This is a genomic window from Agrobacterium sp. K11, assembly GCF_059429395.1.
In genome coordinates this window covers 1-26,361 of sequence record NZ_JCAHRB010000021.1, presented here as the reverse complement: position 1 = coordinate 26,361, position 26,361 = coordinate 1, and the positions used below count along the sequence as shown (strand labels likewise).

Annotated in this window: 17 protein-coding genes and 10 pseudogenes; 11 read left to right on the top strand and 16 right to left on the bottom strand. The window is 54.8% G+C overall.

Annotated elements, in window-relative coordinates; all coding sequences use genetic code 11:
* Positions 1-396: 396 nt before the first annotated feature.
* A pseudogene (locus AC5SEO_RS26075) lies at positions 397-1,147 on the bottom strand (IS6 family transposase).
* Positions 1,148-1,227: 80 nt separating this feature from the next.
* Between AC5SEO_RS26075 and AC5SEO_RS26070 the strand changes: the two are divergent.
* Positions 1,228-1,383 (top strand): annotated as a pseudogene (locus AC5SEO_RS26070) (IS6 family transposase); the annotation flags it as partial.
* Between the two features lie 106 nt (positions 1,384-1,489).
* Here the strand turns inward: AC5SEO_RS26070 and AC5SEO_RS26065 are convergent.
* The 7 genes from AC5SEO_RS26065 to AC5SEO_RS26035 form a co-directional block, all read right to left on the bottom strand.
* Positions 1,490-3,136, bottom strand: coding sequence for a thiamine pyrophosphate-binding protein (locus AC5SEO_RS26065; RefSeq protein ID WP_025591049.1), 1,647 nt, complete (start codon positions 3,134-3,136; stop codon positions 1,490-1,492).
* A gap of 376 nt (positions 3,137-3,512) precedes the next feature.
* Positions 3,513-4,943: an NAD-dependent succinate-semialdehyde dehydrogenase gene (locus tag AC5SEO_RS26060; RefSeq protein ID WP_025591048.1), complete on the bottom strand. Its 1,431-nt coding sequence runs from the start codon at positions 4,941-4,943 to the stop codon at positions 3,513-3,515.
* A gap of 283 nt (positions 4,944-5,226) precedes the next feature.
* Positions 5,227-6,033, bottom strand: a complete 807-nt coding sequence (locus AC5SEO_RS26055) for an aspartate/glutamate racemase family protein (protein ID WP_025591045.1) — start codon at positions 6,031-6,033, stop codon at positions 5,227-5,229.
* Positions 6,034-6,061: 28 nt separating this feature from the next.
* Positions 6,062-6,844: a cyclase family protein gene (locus tag AC5SEO_RS26050; RefSeq protein ID WP_111783348.1), complete on the bottom strand. Its 783-nt coding sequence runs from the start codon at positions 6,842-6,844 to the stop codon at positions 6,062-6,064.
* 11 nt (positions 6,845-6,855) lie between these two features.
* Positions 6,856-8,100, bottom strand: a complete 1,245-nt coding sequence (locus AC5SEO_RS26045) for an SDR family NAD(P)-dependent oxidoreductase (protein WP_025591041.1) — start codon at positions 8,098-8,100, stop codon at positions 6,856-6,858.
* Positions 8,100-9,275 carry a thiolase family protein gene (locus tag AC5SEO_RS26040; RefSeq protein WP_112155682.1) on the bottom strand — a complete coding sequence of 392 codons (1,176 nt, stop codon included), beginning with the start codon at positions 9,273-9,275 and terminating at the stop codon, positions 8,100-8,102. The genes AC5SEO_RS26045 and AC5SEO_RS26040 overlap by 1 nt, the downstream gene beginning before the upstream one ends.
* A 17-nt stretch (positions 9,276-9,292) precedes the next feature.
* On the bottom strand, positions 9,293-9,718 hold the full coding sequence (locus tag AC5SEO_RS26035; protein WP_025591037.1) for an organic hydroperoxide resistance protein: 426 nt from the start codon (positions 9,716-9,718) through the stop codon (positions 9,293-9,295).
* A gap of 16 nt (positions 9,719-9,734) precedes the next feature.
* On the opposite strand from AC5SEO_RS26035, the gene AC5SEO_RS26030 reads away from it, so the two are divergent.
* On the top strand, positions 9,735-10,889 hold the full coding sequence (locus AC5SEO_RS26030; RefSeq protein WP_162633035.1) for a quinone oxidoreductase family protein: 1,155 nt from the start codon (positions 9,735-9,737) through the stop codon (positions 10,887-10,889).
* Positions 10,890-11,054: 165 nt separating this feature from the next.
* On the opposite strand, the pseudogene AC5SEO_RS26025 reads toward AC5SEO_RS26030, so the two are convergent.
* Positions 11,055-11,189 (bottom strand): annotated as a pseudogene (locus tag AC5SEO_RS26025) (transposase); the annotation flags it as partial.
* A 90-nt stretch (positions 11,190-11,279) separates the two neighbouring features.
* Between AC5SEO_RS26025 and AC5SEO_RS26020 the strand changes: the two are divergent.
* The 3 genes and pseudogenes from AC5SEO_RS26020 to istB all read left to right on the top strand — a co-directional run.
* Positions 11,280-11,835: pseudogene (locus AC5SEO_RS26020) on the top strand (transposase); the annotation flags it as partial.
* Positions 11,836-12,081: 246 nt separating this feature from the next.
* Entirely contained in the window at positions 12,082-13,341 is a 1,260-nt protein-coding gene (istA, locus tag AC5SEO_RS26015; protein ID WP_112155688.1) for an IS21 family transposase, read from the top strand.
* On the top strand, positions 13,338-14,219 hold the full coding sequence (istB, locus tag AC5SEO_RS26010) for an IS21-like element ISRel3 family helper ATPase IstB (protein ID WP_025591029.1): 882 nt from the start codon (positions 13,338-13,340) through the stop codon (positions 14,217-14,219). The genes istA and istB overlap by 4 nt, the downstream gene beginning before the upstream one ends.
* A 151-nt stretch (positions 14,220-14,370) precedes the next feature.
* On the opposite strand, the pseudogene AC5SEO_RS26005 reads toward istB, so the two are convergent.
* From AC5SEO_RS26005 to AC5SEO_RS25990, 4 genes and pseudogenes are all read right to left on the bottom strand, one after another.
* Positions 14,371-15,194, bottom strand: a pseudogene (locus tag AC5SEO_RS26005) (transposase); the annotation flags it as partial.
* Positions 15,195-15,353: 159 nt separating this feature from the next.
* A complete protein-coding gene (gene trpC, locus AC5SEO_RS26000) occupies positions 15,354-16,139 on the bottom strand; it encodes an indole-3-glycerol phosphate synthase TrpC (protein ID WP_029658627.1) in 786 nt (261 codons plus the stop codon).
* A gap of 223 nt (positions 16,140-16,362) precedes the next feature.
* Positions 16,363-17,187: an ABC transporter permease gene (locus AC5SEO_RS25995; protein ID WP_025591023.1), complete on the bottom strand. Its 825-nt coding sequence runs from the start codon at positions 17,185-17,187 to the stop codon at positions 16,363-16,365.
* On the bottom strand, positions 17,184-18,242 hold the full coding sequence (locus tag AC5SEO_RS25990; RefSeq protein WP_025591022.1) for an ABC transporter ATP-binding protein: 1,059 nt from the start codon (positions 18,240-18,242) through the stop codon (positions 17,184-17,186). Before AC5SEO_RS25990 ends, AC5SEO_RS25995 begins: the two co-directional genes overlap by 4 nt.
* 65 nt (positions 18,243-18,307) lie before the next feature.
* Between AC5SEO_RS25990 and AC5SEO_RS25985 the strand changes: the two are divergent.
* Positions 18,308-18,565, top strand: a pseudogene (locus tag AC5SEO_RS25985) (transposase); the annotation flags it as partial.
* A gap of 182 nt (positions 18,566-18,747) precedes the next feature.
* Here the strand turns inward: AC5SEO_RS25985 and AC5SEO_RS25980 are convergent.
* A pseudogene (locus AC5SEO_RS25980) lies at positions 18,748-19,668 on the bottom strand (IS110 family RNA-guided transposase); the annotation flags it as partial.
* A 64-nt stretch (positions 19,669-19,732) separates the two neighbouring features.
* On the opposite strand from AC5SEO_RS25980, the pseudogene AC5SEO_RS25975 reads away from it, so the two are divergent.
* A pseudogene (locus AC5SEO_RS25975) lies at positions 19,733-20,494 on the top strand (IS3 family transposase); the annotation flags it as partial.
* Between the two features lie 254 nt (positions 20,495-20,748).
* On the opposite strand, the gene AC5SEO_RS25970 reads toward AC5SEO_RS25975, so the two are convergent.
* The gene (locus AC5SEO_RS25970; RefSeq protein WP_112155689.1) at positions 20,749-21,897 is read right to left on the bottom strand and encodes an IS110 family RNA-guided transposase; all 1,149 of its coding nucleotides are present in this window, start codon (positions 21,895-21,897) and stop codon (positions 20,749-20,751) included.
* Between the two features lie 446 nt (positions 21,898-22,343).
* On the opposite strand from AC5SEO_RS25970, the gene AC5SEO_RS25965 reads away from it, so the two are divergent.
* A complete protein-coding gene (locus AC5SEO_RS25965; RefSeq protein WP_025591017.1) occupies positions 22,344-23,285 on the top strand; it encodes an ABC transporter substrate-binding protein in 942 nt (313 codons plus the stop codon).
* Positions 23,286-23,410: 125 nt separating this feature from the next.
* On the opposite strand, the gene AC5SEO_RS25960 is transcribed toward AC5SEO_RS25965, so the two are convergent.
* The gene (locus tag AC5SEO_RS25960) at positions 23,411-24,316 is read right to left on the bottom strand and encodes a LysR family transcriptional regulator (RefSeq protein WP_025591015.1); all 906 of its coding nucleotides are present in this window, start codon (positions 24,314-24,316) and stop codon (positions 23,411-23,413) included.
* A 143-nt stretch (positions 24,317-24,459) separates the two neighbouring features.
* Between AC5SEO_RS25960 and AC5SEO_RS25955 the strand changes: the two genes are divergently transcribed.
* From AC5SEO_RS25955 to AC5SEO_RS25945, 3 genes and pseudogenes are all read left to right on the top strand, one after another.
* Entirely contained in the window at positions 24,460-25,167 is a 708-nt protein-coding gene (locus AC5SEO_RS25955) for an EthD family reductase (protein ID WP_025591013.1), read from the top strand.
* 60 nt (positions 25,168-25,227) lie between these two features.
* Positions 25,228-25,532 (top strand): annotated as a pseudogene (locus tag AC5SEO_RS25950) (IS3 family transposase); the annotation flags it as partial.
* Between the two features lie 435 nt (positions 25,533-25,967).
* Positions 25,968-26,298: pseudogene (locus AC5SEO_RS25945) on the top strand (hypothetical protein); the annotation flags it as partial.
* Positions 26,299-26,361 lie beyond the last annotated feature (63 nt).

Genomic DNA, 26,361 nt, shown 5'->3' with positions numbered 1-26,361 from the left:
CGTGCGCGATTACGCCTGAAGAGGCCGTCTAGGCGCATCGAAAATCGCGCTTACGTTTGTCTCCATTCGCTGCCGTAATTCCATCGGTGTCCACCCTTTCAGTCGGTGGACACCCTTTGCACCAATCCCTTCAGCCAGTGAAGGTGCGTGGAAATGAGCGCTTACTGTAAAAGCGTTGGCAAATCGAAATTTCCTTTCAGGAATTGCGAACCCCGCGTCCGCTTAGGGCCGGAAGCCGACCAACTGAGTTCAATGAAAGCTGTTGAAGGGATCAGAACCAGGGCCCCCTCGGGAAAGGCCGCCGCCGGGCGAACCCGGCGGCGGAAAAGAAGCTTACCAACGGGCTTGTCGCAAAATTGGGTTCGGCCCACAGTTTGCCCTTGAATGGAGTGCCGTTCACGCTTTGTTAACCTTTTGAAGTCCAAAGAGGCGCGCGAGCAGGTCGTTCTGATCGTTGACGGTCCAGTCGCCGGAAAAGCCGAAGCCCTTCTTCAGCCAAAGCATGGCTTCGAACCCCGAGATCGTTCGACGCGCCGTCCTGAAAGATCGGAAGCCGCCGATCTTCGGCATGTTCTTCTTCACGCGAAAATGGTCGCTCTCAATGCCCTGCTGGAGATGCTTGGTTACATAGTGAACCGGATTCGGACGAAGGTGCCCGTCATCGACGGCCGCCTTGATCGTTGAAGGGAAAGTATTGGCGCCGTCGGTGCCGATCTTTTCCGGCGAGAGAAGCGGCTCGTCCTTGAGCATCTTGCGGAAGAAGCGCTTGGCGGCATCAAGGTCGCGCTTCGCGGTGAGCAGGAAGTCGATGGGATTTCCGTGCTTGTCGATAGCGCGGTATAGATAGCGCCACTTGCCACGGATTTTGACGTAGGTCTCGTCGATACGGGCCGAACCACAATGCGGGCGCCGAAACTGCCGCAGCCGCTTCTCGATGACAGGCGCATAGGCAAGGACCCAACGGTTGATCGTGCTGTGGTCCACTTCGACCGCGCTCCCGAAACATCTCCTCAAGGTCACGGTAGCTCAGCGGATAGCGAAGATACCAGGCGACCGCCTGCACGATCAACCACGCCTCGAAATGTCGCCCTTTGAAATCATCCTTCGACTGGCGCTTCAGCTTCTCGGCAATGGCATTCAGAATCATCGGCAGCTCCTTCACATGGGAGCGGCAATTTCCCCGCCGATGGTCAACAGCTCGTTAACTGAGAAAATTTGCGACAGGCCCGTTTCAAGTCAAAGCAACATCTGCAACGTTTCGTTTCCATCCATGAGCCGATTGCCAACCTCTTCCACATCCCGCGCCACGATATCCCCTCCAAGCATCATCGCGAACTGCGCGCGGTGGCGATGAACCTGTGGGCGAAGATCGCTCGGGCATGAACGGTGTATGCGGCGGGCGTCACGCTCTTGATTCTCGGCAGTTAACTTTACGATGCCTCCCAGAGGCATTCATCAGCCTCTGGGAGCATAGATATTCGACTGATAATCAGTGTTCCTTCATGGCCTCCTCGAGCCACCATGAACTTTTGCCAATCACCTTGGCGTCGACGACAAGCGGCCGTACCAGACCTTGCGAGACAGCGTCGGCTACCAGTTCAAGATCCGCAGGTGTCCGAACGGTAATACCATCCGCACCATAGCCTTTTGCAATCGAGGCTATATCGACATCGGGGAACGTAACCGTATCCACAGGATAACCGTGCGGTCCGAAATGGTAGACCTCTGCGCCATAGGCATTGTCATTATAGACGACAATCAGCATGCCCAGTTTCAGACGCACGGCCGTTTCGAGCTCTGAAATCCCCATCAGGAACCCACCATCACCGCATCCCGCAATGGGAAAGTGATCGGGCTTGGCAAGTGCCGCGCCGATAGCAGTTGCCAACCCAAGTCCCACGCACTGGAATGCCTGAGTGAATGAGAAGCAGTTTTCATCGGGGACGCTCAAGTACATGCTTGGATAGCCGAGGAAGTTGCCTGAATCAACGCCAACCACGCGTTTTTTCGGCGCTATGTCATCCAGTCGGATAGACAAGGTACGCGGATCAACCTTGGTCGATGTGCTTTCATCCGAATAGGATACATCGCGCCAAAGAATAGAACTCTTGATGCGCTCACCAATCTCCGTCGAGCGGTATCCCTCTGACCTATAAGCATCTTTCTTCAGCAGATCTATCGAAGCATAGGCGGTGACAGCAACGTCTCCGACCACACCCAGCGAGACTGGCCGGTTTTTTGCGAGCTCACGAGCTTCAAGATCAACCTGAACAAGTGCTGCCTCTCTATTGATGATGCTGCCGTGTCTGGTTGTCCACTTATTGAGCGTTGTTCCCCAGCCCACAACGAGGTCCGCGTTCTGTATGAGTTCCACGGTCAATGGTGACGAGAACCCGCCGGATACGCCAATCGACCAGGGATAATCGCGGAAAAGTCCCTTCGCGACGGCCCCTTCGGCAACCAATGCTCCGACAAGATCAGCGAGTTGCTGAAGCGCATCACGCGCTGCAGCCCCGCGAGAGCCGCGGCCGGCAATGAAGACAGGACGACGCGCTTTTTTCAGCATTTCTACCAATTCAGCCACAGCTTCGGGAGCCGCGCCGGCATTTGCCAGACTTGGTACCGGCTTTACAGCCTGAAGCGCCCCCGCCGGGCAGATCTCGTCCTGTACGTCCAATGGGACATTGAAGAGAACCGTCCGACGATCTCGAAGCGCGAGAGCATAGGCATTTCGCAGATCCGTCAGCGCAGTCAGTCCAGAGCGTGCGCGCAGTGAAACCGCACCAACGGAACGAGCGAGGCTGTCCTGATCAATGTAGAAATTGGACGCGGGATCCAGCACTTCTCCGCTCAAAATCAGAAGCGGAGTGCGGCTTTTCGCCGCTTCACCAATACCGGTGATCGCGTTCGTGAGGCCGCAGCCCTGATGAACCGATACGATGCCAACTTCACCGCTCATCCTCGCGTAGGAATCGGCCATCGTTGCTGCACCGCCCTCATGCCGGGCCGCAACAAATTCGGCACCGCCGCCCACCAGTCCGTTCGTCAGGTGGAAATTGCCACTTCCAACGACCCCAAAGACCCGACGCACGCCAAGTTGTGTAAGTGCAATTCCAATTGCTTCACCAATTTTCATTGTGAGCGTCCTCTCGTTCGCTTCTGCTTTCAAGTCCGAGTTCTGATCATCGACAATCGTTGCAGTCGGGTTTGCGTCACTGATGCCCAAGCCCAACGCTGCACGGGAGCAATGACGGACACAACCAGGAAACGATCTCTAAAATCCTGTTCGCTTATAGTCTTTCGACCTTACCGGATTTTGATTTATATGAATAATCATATTACTGAATAAGTCCAGTTCACCTGACTATGAATGTTGACCCACATGCCAACATCGCCAAGATTAGAAGAAATAGTAGCTTCCCGACAGCGGAAGTGTTGGGAGCTTCAGGGTTGGGGTCCTGGTCGCGACTACCCAGCACCCCAACAATCAGATCAGGCGCCTGCAGGAGCAGCTACTCAACAAGATGAGACACGTTCTTCACAGTCATGTAGTGCAGAATCCCCTCAGCGCCGCCTTCACGACCCAGACCGCTGTCTTTTACACCGCCGAACGGCGTTTCTGCACGAGAAGCCTCTAGGGTATTGATGGAGACGTTGCCGGCTTCAATTCCGCTCATCAAACGCTCGACGTTCGCGGCAGAGCGAGTAAAGCCATATGCAGCAAGCCCAATCGGCAACGAGTTTGCCTTCGCGATTGCCTCATCGATCGATCGCACCGGATTGATAATGGCGAGCGGTCCGAAAGGTTCTTCATGCATTGCGTCTGCATCGTCCGGCACTTCTGCCAGCGCCGTAGGCGGGAAGAAATAGCCTTGGTTTTGAAGGCGAGAGCCCCCGCACAACAATCTGGCCCCCTTTGACGTCGCATTGCCAACGAGGTTCTGCAGTGCCTCAAGACGGCGATCATTCGCGACCGGCCCCATCTGTGTGGACTCATTCAGTCCATCACCGACGATGATCGATCTCGCCTTGTCGCAAAACGCTTCAACGAAGCGATGATAGAGATCCTCGTGAACAAAGAAGCGGGTCGGAGACGTGCAAACCTGTCCAGAATTGCGATATTTGCGGCTTGCGCACTTGACGCCAGCCGCGAAGGGATCCGCATCCTCGCAAACCACAACAGGAGCATGGCCACCCAGCTCCATCAGGGCAGGCTTCATATGACGCCCGGCGAGAGAGGTCAGGTGCTTTCCGACGCTGGTAGAGCCTGTGAAGGCCACCATTCGTACCTGTTCCGCAGGAATAAGGAAATCGGAGATGTGGGAGGGGTTACCGAATACGAGATTGAGCACGCCCGGTGGCAGCCCGGCCTCTTCGAATGCCTTTGCAATGTGGACGACGCCCGTAGGCGTTTCTTCCGATGCCTTCATGATAATTGAACAGCCCGCAGCAATGGCACCGGCAATCTTGCGCGCCGGCTGACTCATCGGAAAATTCCAGGGAGAGAATGCCGCCACGGTACCAATCGGCTCATGGAGAACGATGTAGCGGATTCCGGGCGCGCTCGGAATAACACGACCGTAGCATCGAACTGCTTCGCCAGCATCCCACTCAAAAAATTCCGCGCCCCGCCCAACCTCAAGCCGGGCCTCCTTGATTGGCTTCCCGTTCTCCAGCGCGATCGAACGCGCAATCTCTTCAGTCCGCGCACGAAGCAGCGCCGCTGCTTTCATGATGATCTCGCTGCGACGCCACGGAGAGGTCTTGCTCCAAACCCGAAAGCCTTCGGCGGCGGCCGCAACAGCCTCTTCAAGATCGTTTGTGCTGGCGACCGCCACGGAACCAATGACGGTTTCGTTCGCCGGATTCACGATAGGGAAGGTCGCTCCGGTTGCCTTCCACGCACCGCCAATAAACAGTTTAACATCGGAATTTGTTGTCATTGTCGCTGATTTCTCCGATTAGGGTTTAAAAGGTCTCCTAACCTCTTATGCATTGGATGCCCTTCTTCGTGAGCGATAACAATCTAGATTAATGCGATAAATATATAACCATATCTAATATATAGCCTTATACTAGGCGCGTAATACTTCCTAAGTTGACTGGGCGGAACAGTCCGCCCAACCGGTCTCTTTTCGCATGAGAACAGAACATGCCGACCCGTTAAGAGACCAGTCTTTCCGTTGCCGTGACCATGGTTTGCAAACGTCGGGAGGTATCTTGCGGCTATCTCTGAGCAAGTTTTGGACGATGTTTGCGTCCATTTGCCATGAGGTCGCGGAAATCCTCGACGGCCTGCGTTTCAGCCTTCGCGAAAGAGGCTCCACGACTTGGCTCAAGGCCGTTTAACCTTTTTAATCTGACATGCATTTCTGCACTCTTCAGCGCTACAGCTGCACAGTTCACGACTGGAGCCTTGCCGACATGAAGGCCGTATTCGCCTCCCAATAGCAGCCCCGGCAGAACGCCTGCAGGCACAACGACGTCAGCACCTGACTGGACCATCGGCTCTGCGATTGTACAAAAAGCATCAATCATTCGAGCCTTCGCTTCCAGATCGCCTGCGAAGGCCGAAGAAAAGTCTGACGGAACTGCGTTCAGCCCGCCAATATGAGTGACACGCTGGCGCAAGCCGTAAAGATCGCTTTGCTCCTGGAACCAGACCCGGTAGACTTCATCGATGGAGATGAGAGCAATATTTCGCCCAAGTTGGGCGGCGAAGTGCATTGTCACCTCGCCAGTGCCGATGACCGGCACAGAAACCGCGGACCGAAGTTCATAGAGGCCTGGATCTTGAAAATGACCCATAACGATAGCGTCATAGCCAGCCTCTTCCGCCGAGATACCGTTGTCAATCGCCAAGGCAGCGCAACGAAACTCGGATAGCCGACCAAACGCCCTGTCGGGGGGGCTCATACCGAACACCTCTACAGTCGTACCGGAATCGGCGATTCCGTTGAGATAGGAGTTCAGCCTCTCAAGATATTCTTTGCTCGAGGTCTCATCGATGAAGCTTTGCCAGAAGATGCGCATGGATTTGTTCCGGTTTGTTGTCGTTTGATCAATTGGCAGGAACGAGAGCAAGCACTCTCAGCGGACTGCCCGAACCGTTCTGGATTTTGAGGGGAGCCGAGATTATGACAGCTCCGGTCGGTGGAAGAAGATCGAGGTTGCAAAGGCACTGAAGGCCGTATCTCCCACCTCCATGCAAGAAATGGTGGGCCGGATAAGGTGGATCAAAATGCCCTGCCTGCCCCGCATCTGTCCCAATCGTCTCGGTACCGAAACCGAGCATGCCTCGTTCGCTCACAAGCCACTGAACCACATCAGCATCAGGGCCGGGCGTATGTGCGCCATCTTCTCTCAGATTGGCGTATTGCGCGCCCACGCGTTTGGACCAATCTGTGCGCATGAAGACCCAGCTGCCGGGCGTGATTTTCCCATATCTGTCTTCCCAATCCAGAACGGTCGACCGAGACATCAGGAAGTCACTATCCGCTGCAGCTTCGGTCGAGCAATCGATGACGCACACTGGCGCGATCATGTCCCGCACAGGCAGTGTATCGACAGAATTGAGAGGAAGATCCTTGCCCGTATACCAATGAATCGGTGCGTCGAAATGAGTTCCGGTATGTTCACTGAATGTTATGTTGTTCCAGTACCACGCCGGACCAGCCGCATCATATTTGGAAATACACTCAATGCGCACCGGAGATGCTTGTCCAAACTCCGAGGGCAGTATGATGGTTGGAAAGTCAGGCGATAGTGTCTGTGTAAGATCGATGATCTGGGTTTTGCCCGAAGCCAATTCCTCAGCGAGCAGTGAAAGAGCATTTTTCGTCATTCCTTGTTCCCTTATTTATGTGCAAAGAGCTCGCGTTCCACCGCCTTGGCGTTGCGCTCTATGCGCTGAGAAATATCCTTGGCGAATTCGCCTACGTGTACCTCTTCCAAACCTTGCTGAAGCGCTTGCACGACTGCGTTAGCCACAGCCTCAAAGCCAAGCTTCGGCTGTGGAACCGTCTGATACCAATCGTTCTCGGTAGGGCCGCCAATGATGTTGATCACGCGGATGCCACTCTGCATCAATTCGCCTCTGATGTGCTGCGCGAGCGCAAAGGCAGCCGCTTGGGCGACCGAGTAAGAGGGTAGATCAGGAACCGGTGCCTGCCCAAAGACCGAAAGGAGGTTGACCCAGGCGACCGCATTACCGGCACCATCGGCCCCACGCGACTTCATGGCAGGTACGACTGCTCTCGACAGACGCATCGGCCCGAAAACCATGGCCTCCATCGCTTCCCGCATATTGGTGAGTTCATTCGGGGCGAGCAGACCGCCCGGTCGAATATGTTCGGATGTGTTGACCACAATCTCGATCTTGCCACCGTAGTCACGTACCATATTCGCAACTGACTTCTCATCGCTCATATCGAGCGGTAGAAGAACAACTTTATCGGCCTCCGCCAGTTTCACCAGGTCGGGATGCGGCCTCCAAATATCGCTGACCCCCACAAAAACGGTTTCAGCCTGAGCCGCTATCAGTCTTCTCACCAGTGACGTCGTGACGGGATTACGGCCATCGGTAATCAAGATGCGACGCTTCTCGGGACTGGCTGTCATTTCCTTCCACTCTCTATCGCTTGCGAGATCGACCCTGCCGGCGGGTGCGGCGTACAACACGGCCTGACCAGCCTTATCCAGCTTGAGAAAGAGAGCGACGCCCATTTCCTCAACGCACAGTGAATGCAGGTGACAAAGCACTATCGGTCCGCAATCAAGCTTGACCAGACCGATTGGCCATGGAGCCCGTTCACGGAAGAAATTATCCGCAGGCTTGAGAATGCTGGTGTTGGAAAGCAAGGTGCCGGTCGGCACTACATCCACGAAATCGAAATCGCTGGATAAGCATTCGCGGCATGCTTCGGGTGCTGGATAAGCAAACGTACTGCATTTGCTGCAACGATGCAGTGCGAAGCGACCTTGCGCGGCCGCCCTGGTAAGGTCATGTGCCTTGCGGCTTCTCTGTGCAGGCGGGAGCAGCGCGACCGGCATCCGTTCCAGCGGATTGTTGCGCCTGTGTTTTGATCCAAAATCGCTCATCAATGGTCTCCAGCAATGATCGCGGCCGCCGACGATAGCCCGCGATCGTAGTTGATCATGCCAAATCCAGCCGCCAGTGCCAGACGGGCACCGCCGACCTGGCGCCCTGCTGCGACACCCATGACCTGCCTGATCGATTCCACGACTCCAAGATGACCTCCAGCAGCTCCGGCCTGACCAACTGACAGCTGCCCCCCTGATGTATTGTGCGGAAAAGAACCGTTGATTGTGAAATCATGGTGGTCGACGAAGGAAGGACCTTCGCCTTTGGCGCAAAAGCCCAGATCCTCGAACTGCATCATTGAGATCACAGGATAGTCGTCATAAGTCTGGACGAGATCTATCTGCGAAGGGACCATACCCGCCATAGAATACAGTTCCTTCACATCGACCACCCAACCGCCGCGCTCCTGAACAGTATCTCCGGTCGCTGCGTTATGTCGTTCGATTGCCGCCAGCAAGCGAGCAAAGGGCAGACCTTGGGCGCGAGCCGTCTCTTCGCGCATCACCAGGAAGGCCTCGGCCCCGGCGCAAGGCATCACACAATCGAAGAGGTGGATTGGCGGCGTGATCGCTGGCGCAGACATATAGGCATCCAGTGTCAGCGGCTTTTTCATCAGAGCATTTGGATTTTTTAACGCATTGTCCCGCTGAGAGACGGCTAGTTTCCCGAAATGCTCACGCGTTGCCCCATATTTTCGCATATAACTCGATGCAATGAGGGCGAAGCTCGCATTGGGGCCACCAGTTCCGTAGGGATACACGGCGTCCTGAGAAAACCGCGAAAAGTTTTCCAGAGATCGCCGAAACGAGTGAATGTGATTTGTATCGGCCCCAACGCAGGCAACGATATCTGCATCGCCGTACTGGACAGCGCGGGCGGCTTTTTTCAGCGAGACAATGGCGGAAGCGCCACCCATCGGAACAAATTCAATGTAGCGGGGGCTGAGGCCAAAGTGCTGCGTCAGCCCTATCGCTGTATCGGGTGCGGTTGAGAAACTGGAGAGAGAAAATCCGTCGAAATGGCGGTGTGAAATGCCTGAAGTTGCGACAAGTTCAGAAAGTGCTCTGCCAATCCACCAAGCTGTACTTTCGATCGAGTATCGCGCGTACGGAACTGTGACGGGTGCCGCGAGGACAACACCATCATATGCAGATCGCACTTCCTTGACCATTACGGGATTCCAATGCTCTAGATGATGGTGAACTGAACGTCGATGTTCCCGCGCGTTGCGTTCGAGTAAGGGCAGCGCTCATGTGCACCCGCGACAATCTCTTGCGCCGCGGAAGGCTCAATGCCAGGCAGTTCCACAATCAGTTCGACGGTCAGGATGTAGCCGGTATCAATCGGACCAATGCCAACCACCGCTGATACAGACGTGTCGTCCGAGAGCGGAATTTTGCGGGTGCGGGAGACCAGCTTTACCGCGCCGAGAAAGCAAGCTGCATAACCTGCGGCAAAAAGCTGTTCCGGGTTGCTTCCGGCTCCGCCTGGACCACCCAGACCCGTTGGCACGCTGAGAGGCATGCGGAATGAGCCATCCTCACTCTCCGCGCGACCGTCGCGACCGCCGATAGCCTTAACCTTTGCCTCATAAAGAATCTTCGAAGGTTTCATAATTACCCCTTGAACCTTGATCAAACGATGCCCGATCGGACCCCAAAATGGCAAGCATGACAATTCATATTTTCTGTATGAATTTATATCCGGAAACCCATCAATCCCGAAGGGGATGCGGTTTAGCTTAAAGGATAAAGCTAAATCAGCAGTCGTTAAGGGCTATGAAATGCGCAACGGTTTGAGCACAAACGGAATGATGACGGCCTTGCGCCTCCACAGCTTTGGGGATATCCCGACATTGGACCGGATACCGATCCCGGCCATTAAGAGCGGCGAAACCCTTGTCAAAGTGGAGGCCGCAGCAATCGGTCACCTAGATTTGACCATAATGAGTGGAAACTTCAATATTCGACCTTCGCTGCCTTATGTCGGAGGTACCGATGGTGCAGGGATTGTCATTAAGTCAGACCGCTTCCGTAAAGGTGATCGTGTTGCCTTGAGAGGCGGAGGGCTTGGGATGCTCAGGAGCGGCACCTGGGCAGAGTATGTAGCAGTGCCAGACGAGGCTGTTCGCGAGGTTCCAGCACAGCTTCCGGCTGAGCTTGCAGCGACGATCTACAGCCCGCTTACGACGTCCCAGATCACACTTCATGACATTGCACGTCTTGGCAACTGGCAGTTCGGGCCGCGAAGCCCAGCCGAAGAAATTGTGATTGTCACGGGCGCTTCCGGCGCAGTTGGTTCGGTTGTCGTTCAACTTGCGATGAGAGCCGGTGCCCATGTCATCGCGATCGTTTCGAAGGATGCGAATGTGGCGTTGGTTCCTCCGGCTACAGAGGTGATCTCTTTATCAAACACCAGGCGGATCGAGGAGTTGGCCAAAAGCTGTTCAGCGACACTGTTGGTCGATACAGTCGCAGGAGAGCGCTTGGCAGAGCGTATAAGCTGGATAAAGACCGGCGGCAGGGCAGCGCTTTTGGGCTATACCGCCGGGAAGCAACTGCTGCTTGATCTGCCTAACTGGTTCCTGAGCAGCGTGGCACTCTTGCCTGTATCAATGCTTTTTCACGAAACGAAAGCAAAGCAGGTGATCGATGCGCTGACAACTTTGGTGACAGATGGCGCAATCCGATTGCCTGTGGAACGATATTGTTTCGGGGACGCACACCTTGGCTTCGAACGTCTCGCAAACGGACTAAATCATGGTAAAGTTGTGATCGCGCCCTAAACTGTACGTTTTTGATGAAGCAGGTTTTTGCATCGAAGTTTGGCTACGGCGCATAAGTCCGTTGGCGGGTATGCTCGGAACGCCCAAAAAAGGTGGACCGTTTATAGCAGGAGTTTTCCGCGAAAACTTCGGGGCCGGGACAAGGAGCGCAAGCATGAAGGGCAAGTCCCTGACCCACTTGCGCAACACACTCTCCTGGACATCCAGATGGCGGGATGCCTGCGCAACGCCGACCCCACGCTCTCGAACCAATCTCACAGCCTCAAGCTTGTACTCACGGCTGAACTTCCTTCGGAGCATTCATACGCTCCCAGTTTCATTGGAAACACCTTAACTCGGTGTCCAAGAAACCGGCAGCAGGGCATTTCTCTGCGACAGCGGCCAAAGAGGCTAAATGTGTTTCGGATGGTTGTCGCCGAAGCCCGCAGCCTGATCCGCCAACGCAACGAGATCGAAGCACAGGCCGATGATTTGCTGCGAAACAGCCGTGATTATCAGATCCTGCGGCAGATTCCTGGGATCGGTCCGATCAATGCGCTAACGATCATTGCGGAGGCTGGGGACCTGCGCTGCTTTCATCATCACCGTCAGTTTCTCAAATTCTGCGGGCTGGATCTGTCGACACAGCAATCGGGCCAGTATCGCGGCCAGACCCGACTTTCCAAATTCGGCAACGCGCGGCTGCGACGAACCCTGTGGATTGCTGGGCAAGTTGCCATCCGCCAGCGTGAGAACGGCTTCCGACATAAATTCGAACGCTACATCGCGAGAGATCGTGACAATCCCGATCTCCGCCGCAAGGCAATAACCGCTATTACCGCCAAGATGGCGCGTGTCGTACACGCCGTCGTCAAAAGCGGTTCAGATTACCGGCCCTTCGTTGAAGGGCGGGGACCAGGTGGAAGAACTTCTGTCAGTTAGAGCCGTGAGGGCATCCTTCGAATGACCGTGTAGACAATGCTTGGGTCTTCCACCTGGAACAGAAGCTCGTGTTAAGGACGGTGAGGGCCAAAATGATGGACCCTGTGTTTGCTATGGACGATACCTTTGTCAGTACCGGAGCAATACTCCCCAATAGTGCCGTTTGAATCTTCCCCAGGTGCTGCGTCCGCTGGTTTTCCGGGGCGCGCCCCGGAAGACCAGCGGCGCGTCATCGTCAATACTCCTTCCGATGGTCGGAAGGGGGATATTGGTGATCAAGCTGAGGGAGACGATCATGATCCTGGATCTGCATCAGCAGGGCCTGACAGTGTCAGCTATTTCCAGAGAAACTGGCATCGATCGCAAGACGGTGCGCAAATACATAGAGCGGGGCCTCGAGGTCCCGGCTTATGGACCGAGAAAGCCTCGCGCGACGGTTATCGATCCGTTCGCTTCATACCTGCGGGAGCGGGTGAAGACCTATCCCGGCCTCACTGGCAGTCGATTACTCCGAGAACTCCGGGATCGAGGTTATGCCGGCGGTTACACCGCCGTCACGGACTTTCTTCGTGACGTGCGACCTCCTGTAAATCCAGGTTTCGAAGTTCGCTTCGAGACGCCGCCAGGCGAACAGGCCCAAGTTGATTTCGCCCAGTTCCATGTCGTTTTCACCGACGAACCAACGACACCAAGGATCGTCTGGTTGTTCTCGATGGTGTTGGGGCACAGCCGCCTCATCTGGGCACGCTTCGTCATGCATCAGAACCTGCCGACCGTACTACGTTGCCACATCGCCGCTTTCGAGGCGATTGGTGGTGCGCCGCGGGAGGTGCTCTACGACCGGATGAAGACTGCCGTTATCGGCGAAGGTCAGACGGAGGGCATCATCTACAACCGTGCTCTCATCGACCTGGCCCGCCATTATGGATTCCATCCTAAGGCGTGCAAAGCCTACCGAGCCAAGACAAAAGGCAAGGTCGAGCGGCCGTTTCGGTATATCCGCGAAGACTTCTTCCTTGCTCGTTCGTTCCGCAATCTCGACGACATGAACGCCCAGCTCCGGCACTGGCTCGACACCGTTGCCAATCCAAGGAAGCACGCGACGACCCAGCGTGTCGTCAACGAAGCCTTCTCCGAGGAGCGGCCGTATCTGCGGCCGCTACCCTTGGCACCGTTCAAATCCGTTCTGAAGCTGGAGCGCCGTGTATCGCGGGAAGGCATGGTCAGCGTCGGCGGCAACACCTACAGCGTTCCAGATGCCACACGCAGTCGCGTGGTTGAGGTCCACTCTCTCGCCGACGAAGTCCGCATCTTCGAGAACGGCACACTGATCGCCGCTCATCTTGTGCTGGAGGGCCGCAAACAGCGCCGAGTCCATCCCGACCATCGACGATCGACGATGTCGCAACACAGGCAAAGGACACGCGACGAATCCCTTGTAGTCAAGCCTGCCGGCGACACCGTGCTGCAGCGGTCGCTCGCCTTCTATGACGCCGTCGGTAAAGTCCTGGCACGGGAGAGCCGCCCATGAGCGCGGCCCTCGATTCCATTCCATCCATGATCGACCGTATTCGCCATGATCTCGTCGGTCTGAAGATGCCGCGCGCATTGGAAGCACTCGACCATGTCGTGCGCCGCCTCGAGCACGGTGAGCTATCTGCCCTCGAGGCTATCGATATCCTGCTGTCAGAGGAACTGACCCTGCGCGAGAACAGCCGGATCAAGACCGCCTTAAGAATGGGCAGGTTGGCGACGATCAAAACCCTTGCCGGTTTCGACTTCACTTTCCAACCTTCCCTCGACCGAGATCGCATATTCACCCTGGCGCAGCTTGGCTTCGTCGATCGACACGAGGCCGTTCATTTCCTCGGTCCACCTGGAACCGGCAAGAGTCATCTTGCCACGGCGCTCGGCGTCGAAGCCGTCAAAGCTGGAAAGAGCGTGTACTTCACGAACCTTGCTGACCTCATCGGTTCGCTGGCCCGTTCCGAACGGGAAGGTCGGCTTCAGGAGCGCATTCGCTTCTTCTGTAGGCCAAGCCTGCTCATCGTCGATGAGATTGGATATTTACCGGTCGTCCAGGGTGGCGGCAATCTGTTCTTCCAACTCGTGAACGCCCGATATGAGCGAGGTGCGATGATCCTGACATCAAACCGCGGCTTCGCTGAATGGGGCGACGTCTTCGGCGATCCAGTTGTCGCCACCGCACTTCTCGACAGACTGCTTCATCACGCCGTCGTCGTGCAAATAGAGGGATCCAGTTACCGATTGCGCCAGCATGCCGAACTGATGCCAGAGCATGTGCGCTCCAAAGCCCTCATTGCTCCGCCGGCATTCACTCCACCTCAAAAGCCGCGCGGACGGCCGCCGAAAAATCCTCAGTTCTCCCTGGCATCCACGTCGGCATAAGTGGGGAATTTTACTTCGGCACTTCTGGGGAAAATTCACGCGGTATTGACAACCTTTTCCCTTGCCAGTGGAAGCCGCCTGGTTCGACGATGTGACTTGACGAGCGTCATGCAGCGTGAGCATGCTGACGAACAAAGAAACTTTTCCTGCCAAGCCCATTTTCTTCCGCACTTAGGACGTTGTCCGAGACGATCATTCCGGGTTTGCCGCGCCGTTCGATCAGTTTCGTCAGTTCGCGAGCAACACGACGGCCGGAGATCGACGTGTCCGGGATGGCCGCCAGGCATTTGCGCGTGACGTCGTCGACAATGTTAAGCACGCGGAAGCGCCTGGCGCAGGCGAACTGATCATGGACGAAATCCACTGACCATCGCGCATTGGCCTTCGCCTCCACCCGGATCGGCGCACCACCGCACGTCGCCGCGCCGTCCGTTTACGAACGGAAAGACCCTCCTCGCGATACAGCCGATTGACGCGATTGACGCCTGGTGGCTCTCAATCACGCTGAAGCAAAATGAACAGCCGTCGGTAGCCGACGTCGCCACTCGTTGGCGAGATCGCGCAGCTTCGTCCGCAGTGCGACCTCCGGCGGTCGGCAAGATCGGTAGCGGACCATCTTGCGGTCAGCGAATATGATCTGGCAGGCCCGCTGTTCCGAAAGAGCCATGACGGCCTTCAGGTGCGCGACGGCATCACGCTTGGCGGCAGGCCCTACCATTTTTTGAAAGAGCTCGCGAAGCGCGGCAACATCCAGCATTTGCTCGGCCAGCAGCTTCTTCAGCTTGGCGTTCTCCTCCTCAAGCACCTTTAGCCGCTTCGCCTCGGAGACCTCCATGCCCCGTATGTGGCTTTCCAGTTATAAAAAGTCGCCTCGGAAATCCCATGCTTGGGCACAGGTCAGCCGCTTTCGCGCCAGCCTCCTGCTCACGCAGCACCCCCGATAATCTGCTCTTCCGTAAATCTCTGCTTCTTCATGCGTCCGTCCTCAATGGGCCGGACTCTAACCAATTCTGGAGGAAATTAACCGTGGCAGGTCAGAGGGCAAGGTCAATTCAATCATCCGAAACATACACCGCCATCTAAACTCACGCCGTAGGAGAGCTTCAGCGCCTAAGATATACCAACAGTGGGAAATTACCGCCCCATCAACATTTTTTTGGTCGCCGTATGTACATCAGGCTGTCTGACCAAGCTTTCACCTACCAAAAAAGCGTTTGCGCCCGACTTCATGAGCGTAATGCAATCGTCATGACTATGGATACCACTTTCGCTTACAAGCATTCGATCGGCGGGAACCGAGGGACCAAGGCGCACGGTTGTGTCGAGGGAAACTTCAAATGTTGCTAGATCACGGTTGTTGATGCCGATGATTGCCGGTTCAATTTTCAATGCTCGCGTAAGATCTCCCTCGTTATGTACTTCGATAAGCACGTCCATGCCGAGATACTGCGAGATTTCATGCATTTTTAACATCTCTTGATCAGTCAAAATGCAGGCGATAAGTAGAATGCAATCCGCATTCCAATCTCGCGCCTGATACACTTGGTACGGGTCAACAATAAAATCTTTGCATAACACTGGCAAAGAACACGATGAGCGGGCAGCTGCGAGATAATCTGGCGAGCCACAGAAGCTTGGTATGTCTGTCAGCACAGAGATGCAAGTTGCACCCCCAGCTTCATATGCCTTTGCTAACTCGGACGGATTGAAATCGTGACGGATAATTCCTTTAGACGGACTGGCCTTTTTAATCTCGGCAATCAATCCTATCTCGCCTATCTCTTTTTTTATTTGCAGAGCGCGACAAAAATCACGCGGATTCTCTCTATCCTTCGCGCGAGCTTTTAGCTCAGACAGGGAAACGTTCATCCTGGCCTTTTTGACTTCTGCTCGCTTGTAGTCAACAATGCGGTCCAACATATCAGTAATTTCTCGTACAGATCGTGTAAATGCTCCGAAAGCCAAATGAAAAGGCTTTAGTTTATGCCGTTATCTTAGCGCATTGCCATTAGCTCGATGAATTCTATCAGAGGTTGAAAGGCTTCTTCTGACCGCCAGCACGATGAAAACCAGTGGACGGTGTCAAGCTACCCCAGAATGGAAGGTATACAGCCCCGCTTCAATATTGAAGCAGGGCAGCACATCACATTGAAATATTGTATTTTTTCAACACTCTTCGCACGACGAACTGTAAGACGCGGTCAAAGAGGAAGCCGAGCAAGCCCAGCGTCAAAATGCCGGCGAACACCCATTCGGTTCTACCGAAGTTGCGCGCGTTCCATATGAGTGCACCAAGTCCTTCCTGTGCCGCTACAATTTCGGCAGAAACAATGGTCAGGAAGGAGTTACCCATCGCGATCCTTGCACCAGTCACCATATACGGGACGGTTGAAGGGACAATCACGGTCAACAAAGCTTGCAGGGGGTTGGCACCCAGTGACTGAGAGGCTTTGATACGCAGATCTGGAACTGCAAGCGTACCGGCAAGCGTGTTCAAGGTGACGATGAAGACTGTGGTATAAAAGATAAGCGCGACTTTCGATGCCTCACCGGGGCCGAGCCAGATGACAGCCAACGTCACGAACGCGATCGGAGGGACAAAGCGGAAAAATTCGATGTAGGGATCCAGAAGACGACGGATAAGTGGGAAATATCCCATACCCATCCCCAATGGTATTCCAATCGTAACGCCGGCCAGCCATCCCGTGAAAATTCTCAGACTCGAGGCTATGACGGACGTAACCAGCGTTCCGTCTTCATACAACTCGTAAAAGCCATGAAACGTTGTCATTGGCGAGGGAAGAAACAACGGTGATACCTGAGTACTGGCTAACTGCCAGATTGTCAGACCACCGAGGATGGAGCAAAGTGTCAGCATGATGCCGGAGATGCGCTTTTTGACGTACTGCCAGTTTTCAGTACCCAAGACTTCCTTGTTGGAACCTTGTTTGATTGAATTCGATGTCATACTGCTTGTCCCTCAGAGATGAGGCCCTGCGCAATCAAAGTCCGATTGACTTCAACCGCAATGTCGTTCCTGAGAACGCGCATGAGTTCGACCGCTCGCGGATGATCGAGATCGCGCGGCGTCGGCAAATCCACTTCCATAACTGTCTTTATTTTTGCGCTCGGTCCCGCTGTCATTGTCACGATTTTGTCAGCGAGAATAATGGCCTCGCTGATATCGTGTGTAACAAACACGATCGTAGCACCTGTCTTTCGAGATATCTTGGCAAGTTCTCCTTGAAGAACCTCACGGGTCTGGGCATCAAGAGCCCCGAACGGTTCGTCCATCAGAATAACCGACGGCTCATTGGCAAGCACACGCGCGATTTGTGTGCGCTGTCGCATTCCTCCTGAAAGCTCGCCGGGATATTTGTCCGCTGCGTGGCTCAGGCCCACCATCTTTATGTACTCGTCGGCGATTTCGCTGCGCTTGGCTTTATCGATCCCGCGAATACGCGCGCCATACTCCACATTTTCCCGAACGGTGAGCCAGGGAAACAGTGCCTCTGAGCTTTGGAAAACCACTCCTCTATCGGTCCCGGGGCGCGTGACGCTGGTTCTCCCAACCAGCACATCTCCCGCGACAGACGCAAATCCTGCGATAGCATTGAGGAGAGTAGACTTGCCGCAACCCGAAGGCCCCAACAAACATAGAAACTCACCAGGCTCGATAGACAAGTTGATATTGCTCGCGATTTCAAAGTCCCCAATTTGGATGGAGACATTGTTGAGTGTTACGGCGATTCCGGACTGCATAGCGATCCCTTCGTTCCCCTGTTGTTTACTTTTAGCAGGCACGGCTGCGCGCAGCGTTGCCGCCACTTGCCTAAAGACCCTAGTTAAGGCTGATGAAGGGCGAGCTGCTTTTTCAAATCCTTCTGCATCAGCAAACGGCGGTTTGAAAAAGAGCAAGTTTTCGTTTAAGTCACAAGAACGCTCATGATATAAATCTATAATAGTTACGCATATATCAGACGTAATGATCGCCCAAAGATTGAAATCTGCTCTGATCCCCAAAAACTGGACCGTTCATAACTGGAGTTTTCCGCGTTAACTTCTCGGCTGGGAAAAGGAGCGGAACTATGAAGGCAGCGAAGTTCTCGGACGCGCAGAAGGCGTTTATTTTGAAGCAAGGCGACGACGGCGTGCCTGTGGCGGAGATTTGCCGCAAGGCGGGGATCAGCCAGGCGACCTATTTCAATTGGCGCAAAAAGTATGCGGGTCTGCTGCCCGATGAGATGCGTCGATTAAAGGCTCTGGAAGATGAGAATTCCAGGCTCAAGAAGATCGTGGCAGACCTGACGCTGGACCGGGAGATGCTGCAGGACGTAATCCGCCGAAACGTATGGTCCGCCCTGTCATTGCAAGGATTTTAGGTTCCGGCGATAGCAGTTTGCGTAAATGTATCCGGCCTCTCGCGAGTGGACTGCTGTTGCAGCCAGGCCCTGATGAGATCCGCACATTCTGTTTCCAAATAGCTTCTTCGGGCACGAAGCCCGCTTTCGTCCAGGATTTACGGAGTGTCGATCCAGACGCCAAGACGATCCTTGCCGCGATCTAGATGCAGCATGCATGACCGTGCTCCATGAATGATCAAACGACGAAGATAATTGTTGCCGCGTTTGCTGATACCCAGGAGGTCCTGCTTCCCTCCGGTGGAATATTGTCGAGGCACCAGGCCCAGCCAGGCCGCAACGTCCCGGGCTTTGGAAAAGCGTGCGGGATCACCGATCGCGGAAAGAATGGCGGTTGCGCCAAGCGGCCCGATCCCCGGAATTGTCATAAGGCGTCTTGCACGCTCGTCGGTATCGGCGATCTTCTCAATGTCGTCGGAGACCTGTTTGATCCGGGCTTCGAGCCGGCGGAAATCATCATGCAGATCTCGTAGAACAGATCGCGCCATAGGTGTCAGATCATTGTCAAGGTCATCCATAACCCGGCAAATGTCGACCTTGAATACGCCAGCTCCCTGTCGCATCGCGACACCATGCTCGAGGCAATAGGCGCGCATTTGGCAAATCAGGTTCGTCCGGGCCGATACCAGTCGGCTACGAACCCGGTGCAGCATTTGAAGGTCAACCTGATCCGCTTGCTTGACACCAACAAAACGCATTGTCGGTCGCGTTGCAGCCTCGACGATTGCCGCGGCATCGATGATGTCATTCTTGTTCGACTTCACATAGGGCTTCACGAATTGCGCAGGGATAATGCGGACGGAATGACCCATCGTCTACAGTTTGCGCGCGAGCCATTGCGATCCCGGACAGGCTTCCATTCCAACAAGCGTCCGGTGAGCCCGTTCGAAAAACTGCAACAAAGTCTCACGTCGGAACTTGACGCGCTGAACGATCGCGCCCGAGCAATCAAGGCCCACGACATGGAAGAGGTTCTTTCCAATATCTACTCCAAAGACGGCGCACTCCTGTGGTTGGTTACGATTCATAATCAGGGCCCTCCTTTGCCCATCCCCACTATGCTCTCGGGAGACAGGGCGGACCATCCCATTAGCTCTGAGGCCTGTCCGGAAGCGCAAGCTGATCGACGGAATGTTGGTGGATTGGGGCATTTCGATCCGAAGGGCCTGCAAGGTTCTGAAGTTCGATACGTCGACCTACCACTACAAGTCCCGCCGTACCGGACAGGCCCCACTCGAACGGCGCATCAAGGAGATTTGCGAGACACGCGTGCGGTATGGCTACCGCCGCGTTCATGTGCATTTGCGCCGAGATGGCTGGAAGATCAATATGAAGAAGACACGCAGGATTTACAGCGAGTTAGGGCTTCAACTGCGTAACAAGCATCCCAAGCGCCGGGTGGAGGCAAAGCTCAGAGACGATCGCCAGGAGGCTGTCGGGCCGAACGACGTCTGGGCGATGGACTTTGTCCACGACCAGCTCGCGACCGGTAAGAAGCTGCGCATCCTGACCGTGGTCGACACGCACTCACACTACTGCCCGGCCGCCGACGCTCGCTTCACCTATAGCGGCGAAGATGTCGCCCAGACCTTGGAAAACATCTGCCGGAAGACCGGTTATCCGAAGACGATAAGGGTGGACAATGGCAGTGAGTTCATCTCCCGTGACCTCGACCTCTGGGCCTATGCCAACAACGTCACCCTGGACTTCTCGCGGCCCGGCAAACCAACTGACAACGGCTTCATCGAGGCCTTCAACAGTAAGCTGAGATCGGAGTGCCTGAACGCCCGTTGGTTCCTGACCCTTGCGGATTCGCGCGAAAAGTTGGACACGTGGCGTCGATACTTGTATGAAGTGGATTTTGTCAATCCATCGTCATTCCCCCCAATCTTGCTCTCCATCGATTGTTTGCAGTCGCTTGGTAATCTGGCACGCTGGTGCCTCTACTTGTATCCGGCTGAGGCGATCGCCCCCGACCATAATCCCGATTCATGGTGGCCAAGCGTCTGCTTCGAAGCGCGGTACCAAACTACAACTCGGCGTGTAATTTCCATCTCGACGCACGGTAGCCACGCTTCCCTCTCAACTGCCCGTCGGCGGTTGAACCTTTATTTGGCGGCGACAGATAGAGTAGCCCCTTCGGGCACCACACCGTCTTCGATGAACCGCCAGAATGCTATTGCAAGTTTGCGAGCCAATGCCACCACTCCGACCTTTCCGGACCGGCTTCCTTGCCCCGAGAAGCGGGAGCGGTACCATCGCGCCAGCTGGCTTTGTGGTTGATACTTGAGCCAACACCAGGCCAGTTCGATCAGCATCACGCGTGCTTGCTTGTTGCCCGCTTTGCTGATGCCTTGATCTCGATGCACCTCTCCACTCGCATAAGGGCTGGGGGCCAACCCGAGATAGGATGCTAGATGCTTCCGATTTTTGAAGGTTCGATGAAACACTTCGGCTACCAGGTGCGCAGCACCGACTTCACCAACGCCATCAAGTTGCTTTAAAACCCTGATCTTCGAACTGCTATTGATATCTTCTTCAGAAGCGCAAGCCTGAATACACTCTTTCTCCAGAGCCTTGAGTTGCGAATGCACGAGGTCCAGCCGTTCGAACTGGCGGCAAAGCTCATGGAAAATGAAACGGCCCAGCTCCCTGCCGTCACCAGTTCGGATATTCGAGAGTGCTTCCTTCCAGCGCCCTCCCCAAAGACCGGGAACTGAGCGAATACCGTGAAGTATCAACAAGGCGCGAATCCGATTGACGTGGCGTGTGCGCTCCTTCTTCAATTGGGTACGTTCTCGGGATAGGCGCTTGGCGTCCTCTTCATCGACACTGGGTAGCCGCACTGGGCGGCAAACCGACCTATCTCCGAGCAGATAAGCCTTCAGGGTAAAGACCATCGCTTCAACATCGATGCGGTCTGTCTTCACACGTCGGCCTCGGCGGGAAACCAAAAAACTCGACGGGTCCAAAACGGTAGTATCGATACCGCTGTTGAGAAGAAAGCGGGCAAGCCAAAAGCCATCATAGCCCGCCTCAAAACATACCCGCAGCGGCCCTGCCGAAAATCCTGACGGAGAGCGATTTCCTGTCATGCTTCGAATTCTTAAAAGAGCGGATAGAAGAGCCTCCGCGTTACCGCCGGCAACCGTAACCGTCTGCACCTTGTCCAAGCCAGGCAGAAGGTAGCCGATCAGCCAAGTTCGCTGGCTGAGTTCAAGGGCGAAATAGCAATCGGTGACACCTGCAGCGCTGATCATCCTCCTTGGAAAAGCGGAGGCAAATTAGCACGCTCCGCGGCGAGCTTGCATAGGATCTACAACGAGGAACGTCCTCACTCGGCGCGGATATAACGTCCCGATCGCCCTACATAATCCCGGCGGCGCAACCAGCTAGCCATCGGGATCAGAGCCGGAAAACTACAGCTTCCGGCGGTCCAAGGTTTGGTCCCAGAGCAAATCTTCCATAGGCCTGCGCCAAGGCGGGGGTACGTTGTGCCCAGGGCCATATCCGATTTATTCCGAGTTATAAATTTTTCATATCCATTAATAAGCTATGCGTAGTTGTCAAAACTCCTGAAGTTGTGCGCAGATACCGCGTCTGGCGCTGAGGCACTGGGTACCGGAGGCGCTAGATGAGGCGCACTGCGCTCCTCCAGCTCGTGATTGACGCGACGTTTAAGCTAATAAAAGAGGGGTGCAAAATGTCCATTATTACACTGCTACAGGGACTGAAACGCCAACTGGCGCTAACTGCAGTGGGCGCGGTCACCGTGGCTGCTCCAGTGCTTGCAGAGCCTATTAAAGTTGGCGTCGGGGTGGATCCCGGCTATGTCTCATTCTTTGTGGCTAATCAGGAAAAGCTATTCGAAAAGAACGGAGTGGAGGTCAAATTTACAACCTTCGCTTCCGGCCCGGAGGCTCTGGATGCTATCATAGCTGGGACTGTCGACGTGGCGGCGGCCGCGGAAGTTAGCACCATCATCAGAATGGGTCGCGGCGATATAAGTGCGGTTGGCGTCGTCAACCAATCCGGTCAGTTCCTCAAAATGGCCGGTAAGGGCGACATCAATGATCCCACAGCCATCAAATCATTGGGCGTCGTCCCCGGCGGCGCGATGGAATACCTTGCAAATCTGACAATTAAAAAATACGGCCTTGATACGTCGAAGTTGAAGATCGTGAAGGCCGGTCCACCGGAAATGTCTGCTCTTCTTCTAAGAGGCGACATTGACGCATTCTGGCTTTTCGAACCCTTTCCATCTGTTGCCGTAAAGCAAGGCGGCAAGATCTTGGCCAGAAGCGGAGACGTCGGTTATGTCTACAACTTCTGGGTTTCGGCAAACGGCGAATGGATAAATGCCAACCAGCCAAAACTCAAGGCGATCACAACCGCACTTGCCGAGGCATGCGAAATCGCCAGGAATGACCCGCAGCGCGCTGCTGAGTCAGTGCGAAAACAAGCAAAAATCCCTCTTGAGCAGACCCTCGAGTTCCTGAAGCAGATCGAATGCAAGATGCGGGACTTCACAGACGCAGACTTCCAGAGCTATGACTCGGTTGCCAATTTTCTTGTCGACGCCAAGATCACCCCTGCCTTGGTTGACTATAAGCCCAAGGTAATTCGCGGCTTCTACAAGCCATAATTTAATAACGCGGAGGGGTGGATATTATTGAATGTCCCCCCCTTTTCATCTTTCCCGATTATCAATTTTAAAGTTTATATCGAGTTCGACATATAGTCGCGATATGACTCAGGAATTCATTTGCACTAGTTTGCGGAGACCATGTCACGCGCGACCTTTCGGATAATAGGCTGAAATGCCAGAACCGATGGTGAGACTGATCGACCGGTCGCATGTATGAGCGAAATTTCCCGACCCAGGCACGGATCGGTCAATGGTCTGACAGAGATATCGCGATTACGGACATGCGTTGAGGCGCAGGCTGGCAGAACCGCCAAACCGAGGTTTGCTTCAACGAACGCGAGCGCGGTGGCGATCTGAGAAACCTCAAAGGTCGGCTCCATGGCTATCTGGCATTGCTCGAACCCATTCTCGACAAGGTGCCGGATTCCGCTTTGCCGGGTCAATGTGATCAGGGGTCGGCCCGCCAATTGAGCCCATGTATAACCGGCGCTTTCGGCGTCATCCCCCATGCGAGCGGAAAACACCATCAGATTGTCTTTCGCTAAGGTAACCCTTTCTATCCCCACTTCATCCGGGATAAATGTCCCCAGGCCACAGTCGGCTCGACCTGAAACGACCTGCTCGACGATTTCATGGGTCGGCACATCTATGATCGCTATCTTGATATTCGGGTAGCATACCTGAAATTCCGAAATCGCTTTTGGCAGGATAGCGGCCGCGAGCAAAGGTGGAGAGGCTATCATCAGCCTGCCTCTTTGCCTTTCGGAGGTGGCGTGAGCATTGCTGACTGCACGCTCCAGATCCTCCATGATAAGACGAGCGGAACTCTGGAATTCCTGCCCGCCCAATGTCAACTCAACCTTTCGGGTGGTGCGATCGAAGAGCCTGAGGCCAAGTTCATTTTCGAGCTCCCGAACATTTTGTGAAAGCGCAGGCTGGGCCAACTTCAGACGCTCCGCGGCTTTTGTAAAGCTGCCTAATTCAGCGACGGCCAGGAACACCTGGATTTGGCGCAATGTGACATTCATCGTGAGAACCACTTTTAGCGAGGATTTATAAATGCATATGCATAATATGAATTGTCATGTAAAAGTCACTAACTTAAACTCCTTCAATGCTATGAGCCCGTTCAACCGCATGGCGGCGCGGGCGGCGATTGAAAGGTGTGTCAATGCGTTTTGCGCTTCTGATCTTTGCAGGAAACGATACCGGTTCAAACGTATCAGGCACGCATTGCTTGAACGATCTGCGCCAATTGATCGCGCATTGCCCTGATACGACTTCGGCCAACATCTACATCCCTGGTCAGGCAAAAGATAAGTTCGGGCGGGATGAGCATCTGCCGGTTCTGGGAATCCAGATCTATTTCGAGGAGCTATCCCAGTTAGAGCAGGCAACAGCGCCAGGCGGTTATCTGCAGCAGTTGCAGGAAATAGAGATCCTGTCCGGGCATAAAGGGACGTGGATCACGCAGCAAGCCATGTATGTGCGTCACTATAAGGTGGACGCGCCGGATCTAAAGGCAGAAGAAAACGGACTCTACTGCTCATACGTCGTCCATTATCCTGGGCCAGCCGTCGATCAGGATCAGTGGATGCATCACTATATTAGCCATCATCCACCAATCATGCGGACTTTCCCAGGCATCAGAAGCATCGAAATCATGACCAGAGTCGACTGGATCAGTTTCCTTCCTTGGCAACGCGTCAACTACATGCAACGAAATCGCGTTATGTTTGACAACCAGCAGGCCCTGACTGAGGCACTACACTCGCCCACCAGAGATGCAATGAGAGCAGACTTTGAGAAGTTCCCGCAATTCCACGGTGGTAACCATCACTATCCGATGCTAACCACCATTGTAGGCGCCAAGTCATAGGATAGAGCAGCGCGGTCAGACCGTCATCTTTTACCATGGCTCTAATAAAATCTGAGTTACGAGGAGATCAAGACGGTCATCGACGACATGCCGACCTACGGATATCGCCGGGTTCACGCGATCCTGCGCCGTAAAGCCCGCAACGAAGACCGTCCATGGCCGAATGCCAAGCGCGTCTATCGAGTGATGAAGGTTCACGGGATGCTCCTTCAGCGCCACACCGGCGCAATTGACACCCGTCGCCATGACGGCCGCGTCGCCGTGAGCAATCCAATCTGCGTTGGTGTTCAGACGGGTTCGAAATCGGCTGTGAAAACAAAGAGAAGGTCCGCGTTGCCTTCGCTCTCGATTGCTGTGATCGTGAACTGCCCCCCATTTCGACCGGACAGTCGGCATAAGCAGAAAGGCTCTAGCACATGCTTGAGGACATGTGTGGACGCCTCCGGGTGCGTAAGAAGAATCTTTGGGTTTTGGCGTCGAAGTTTGGTGCGGACATGTGTTCGGCTTCTTTTGCGGCGAAGCACCGCCGCCCGCCAGATGGATTACGCGAGCTCGGTCCACTTCAGGCTTACGTGCTGCCAGCACTTATCCTCAATCTGGTTCTCCGAGCCCCGTTCAAACTCTTCGGCCATGCGATCCTTAGACCTTCATTGCTGCACAGGTATTCACTCGGCTGGCTGCATGTAGGACCCTCCGTGCTTTAGAATTGCCCAGGCGACGCGAGCCATCTTGTTCGCTAGCGCTACGATCGCCAGCATCGGTGGCTTTCTGTGCATAATGCTGGCGAGCCAAGCGCTTGGATTGATCTTCCCACGCCTCACCCAAGAGACGACGGCACTGGCCCCCATGATCAGCAGGCGTCTGATGGATCTGTCGCCTTTCGAAAAAAGCTATCACGCGCAAAACTTGCCTTTCATAGCCGAGCATCCGACTTGCCTTGTTGCAATGGAGGCCTGCGCCGGAGCCCATCACTGGGGTCGGGAAATTGGAAAGCTGGGCCACGATGTGCGCCTTATTGCCCCTCAGTACGTCAAGCCTTTTGTAAAGCGTCAGAAAAATGATGCCGCCGACGCTGAAGCCATCGCTGAGGCGGCTTCACGACCCACCATGCGATATGTTGGCGTGAAAACTCACCGCCATGTAGCGCGGCAATCAGGATGAGACGCTGGCGACAATCTGGATGAGATTCTTAGG

Bases quoted from the DNA above. Each gene is read 5' to 3' on its own strand.
- AC5SEO_RS26035 (WP_025591037.1), bottom strand. From the start codon at position 9,718: ATGAAACCTTCGAAGATTCTTTATGAGGCAAAGGTTAAGGCTATCGGC.
- trpC (WP_029658627.1), bottom strand. From the start codon at position 16,139: ATGTTGGACCGCATTGTTGACTACAAGCGAGCAGAAGTCAAAAAGGCC.
- AC5SEO_RS26050 (WP_111783348.1), bottom strand. From the start codon at position 6,844: ATGACGAAAAATGCTCTTTCACTGCTCGCTGAGGAATTGGCTTCGGGC.
- AC5SEO_RS26045 (WP_025591041.1), bottom strand. From the start codon at position 8,100: ATGAGCGATTTTGGATCAAAACACAGGCGCAACAATCCGCTGGAACGG.
- AC5SEO_RS26065 (WP_025591049.1), bottom strand. From the start codon at position 3,136: ATGAAAATTGGTGAAGCAATTGGAATTGCACTTACACAACTTGGCGTG.
- AC5SEO_RS25960 (WP_025591015.1), bottom strand. From the start codon at position 24,316: ATGAATGTCACATTGCGCCAAATCCAGGTGTTCCTGGCCGTCGCTGAA.
- AC5SEO_RS26040 (WP_112155682.1), bottom strand. From the start codon at position 9,275: ATGGTCAAGGAAGTGCGATCTGCATATGATGGTGTTGTCCTCGCGGCA.
- AC5SEO_RS25965 (WP_025591017.1), top strand. From the start codon at position 22,344: ATGTCCATTATTACACTGCTACAGGGACTGAAACGCCAACTGGCGCTA.
- istB (WP_025591029.1), top strand. From the start codon at position 13,338: ATGAGCGCGGCCCTCGATTCCATTCCATCCATGATCGACCGTATTCGC.
- AC5SEO_RS25955 (WP_025591013.1), top strand. From the start codon at position 24,460: ATGCGTTTTGCGCTTCTGATCTTTGCAGGAAACGATACCGGTTCAAAC.
- AC5SEO_RS25995 (WP_025591023.1), bottom strand. From the start codon at position 17,187: ATGACATCGAATTCAATCAAACAAGGTTCCAACAAGGAAGTCTTGGGT.
- AC5SEO_RS26060 (WP_025591048.1), bottom strand. From the start codon at position 4,943: ATGACAACAAATTCCGATGTTAAACTGTTTATTGGCGGTGCGTGGAAG.
- AC5SEO_RS26055 (WP_025591045.1), bottom strand. From the start codon at position 6,033: ATGCGCATCTTCTGGCAAAGCTTCATCGATGAGACCTCGAGCAAAGAA.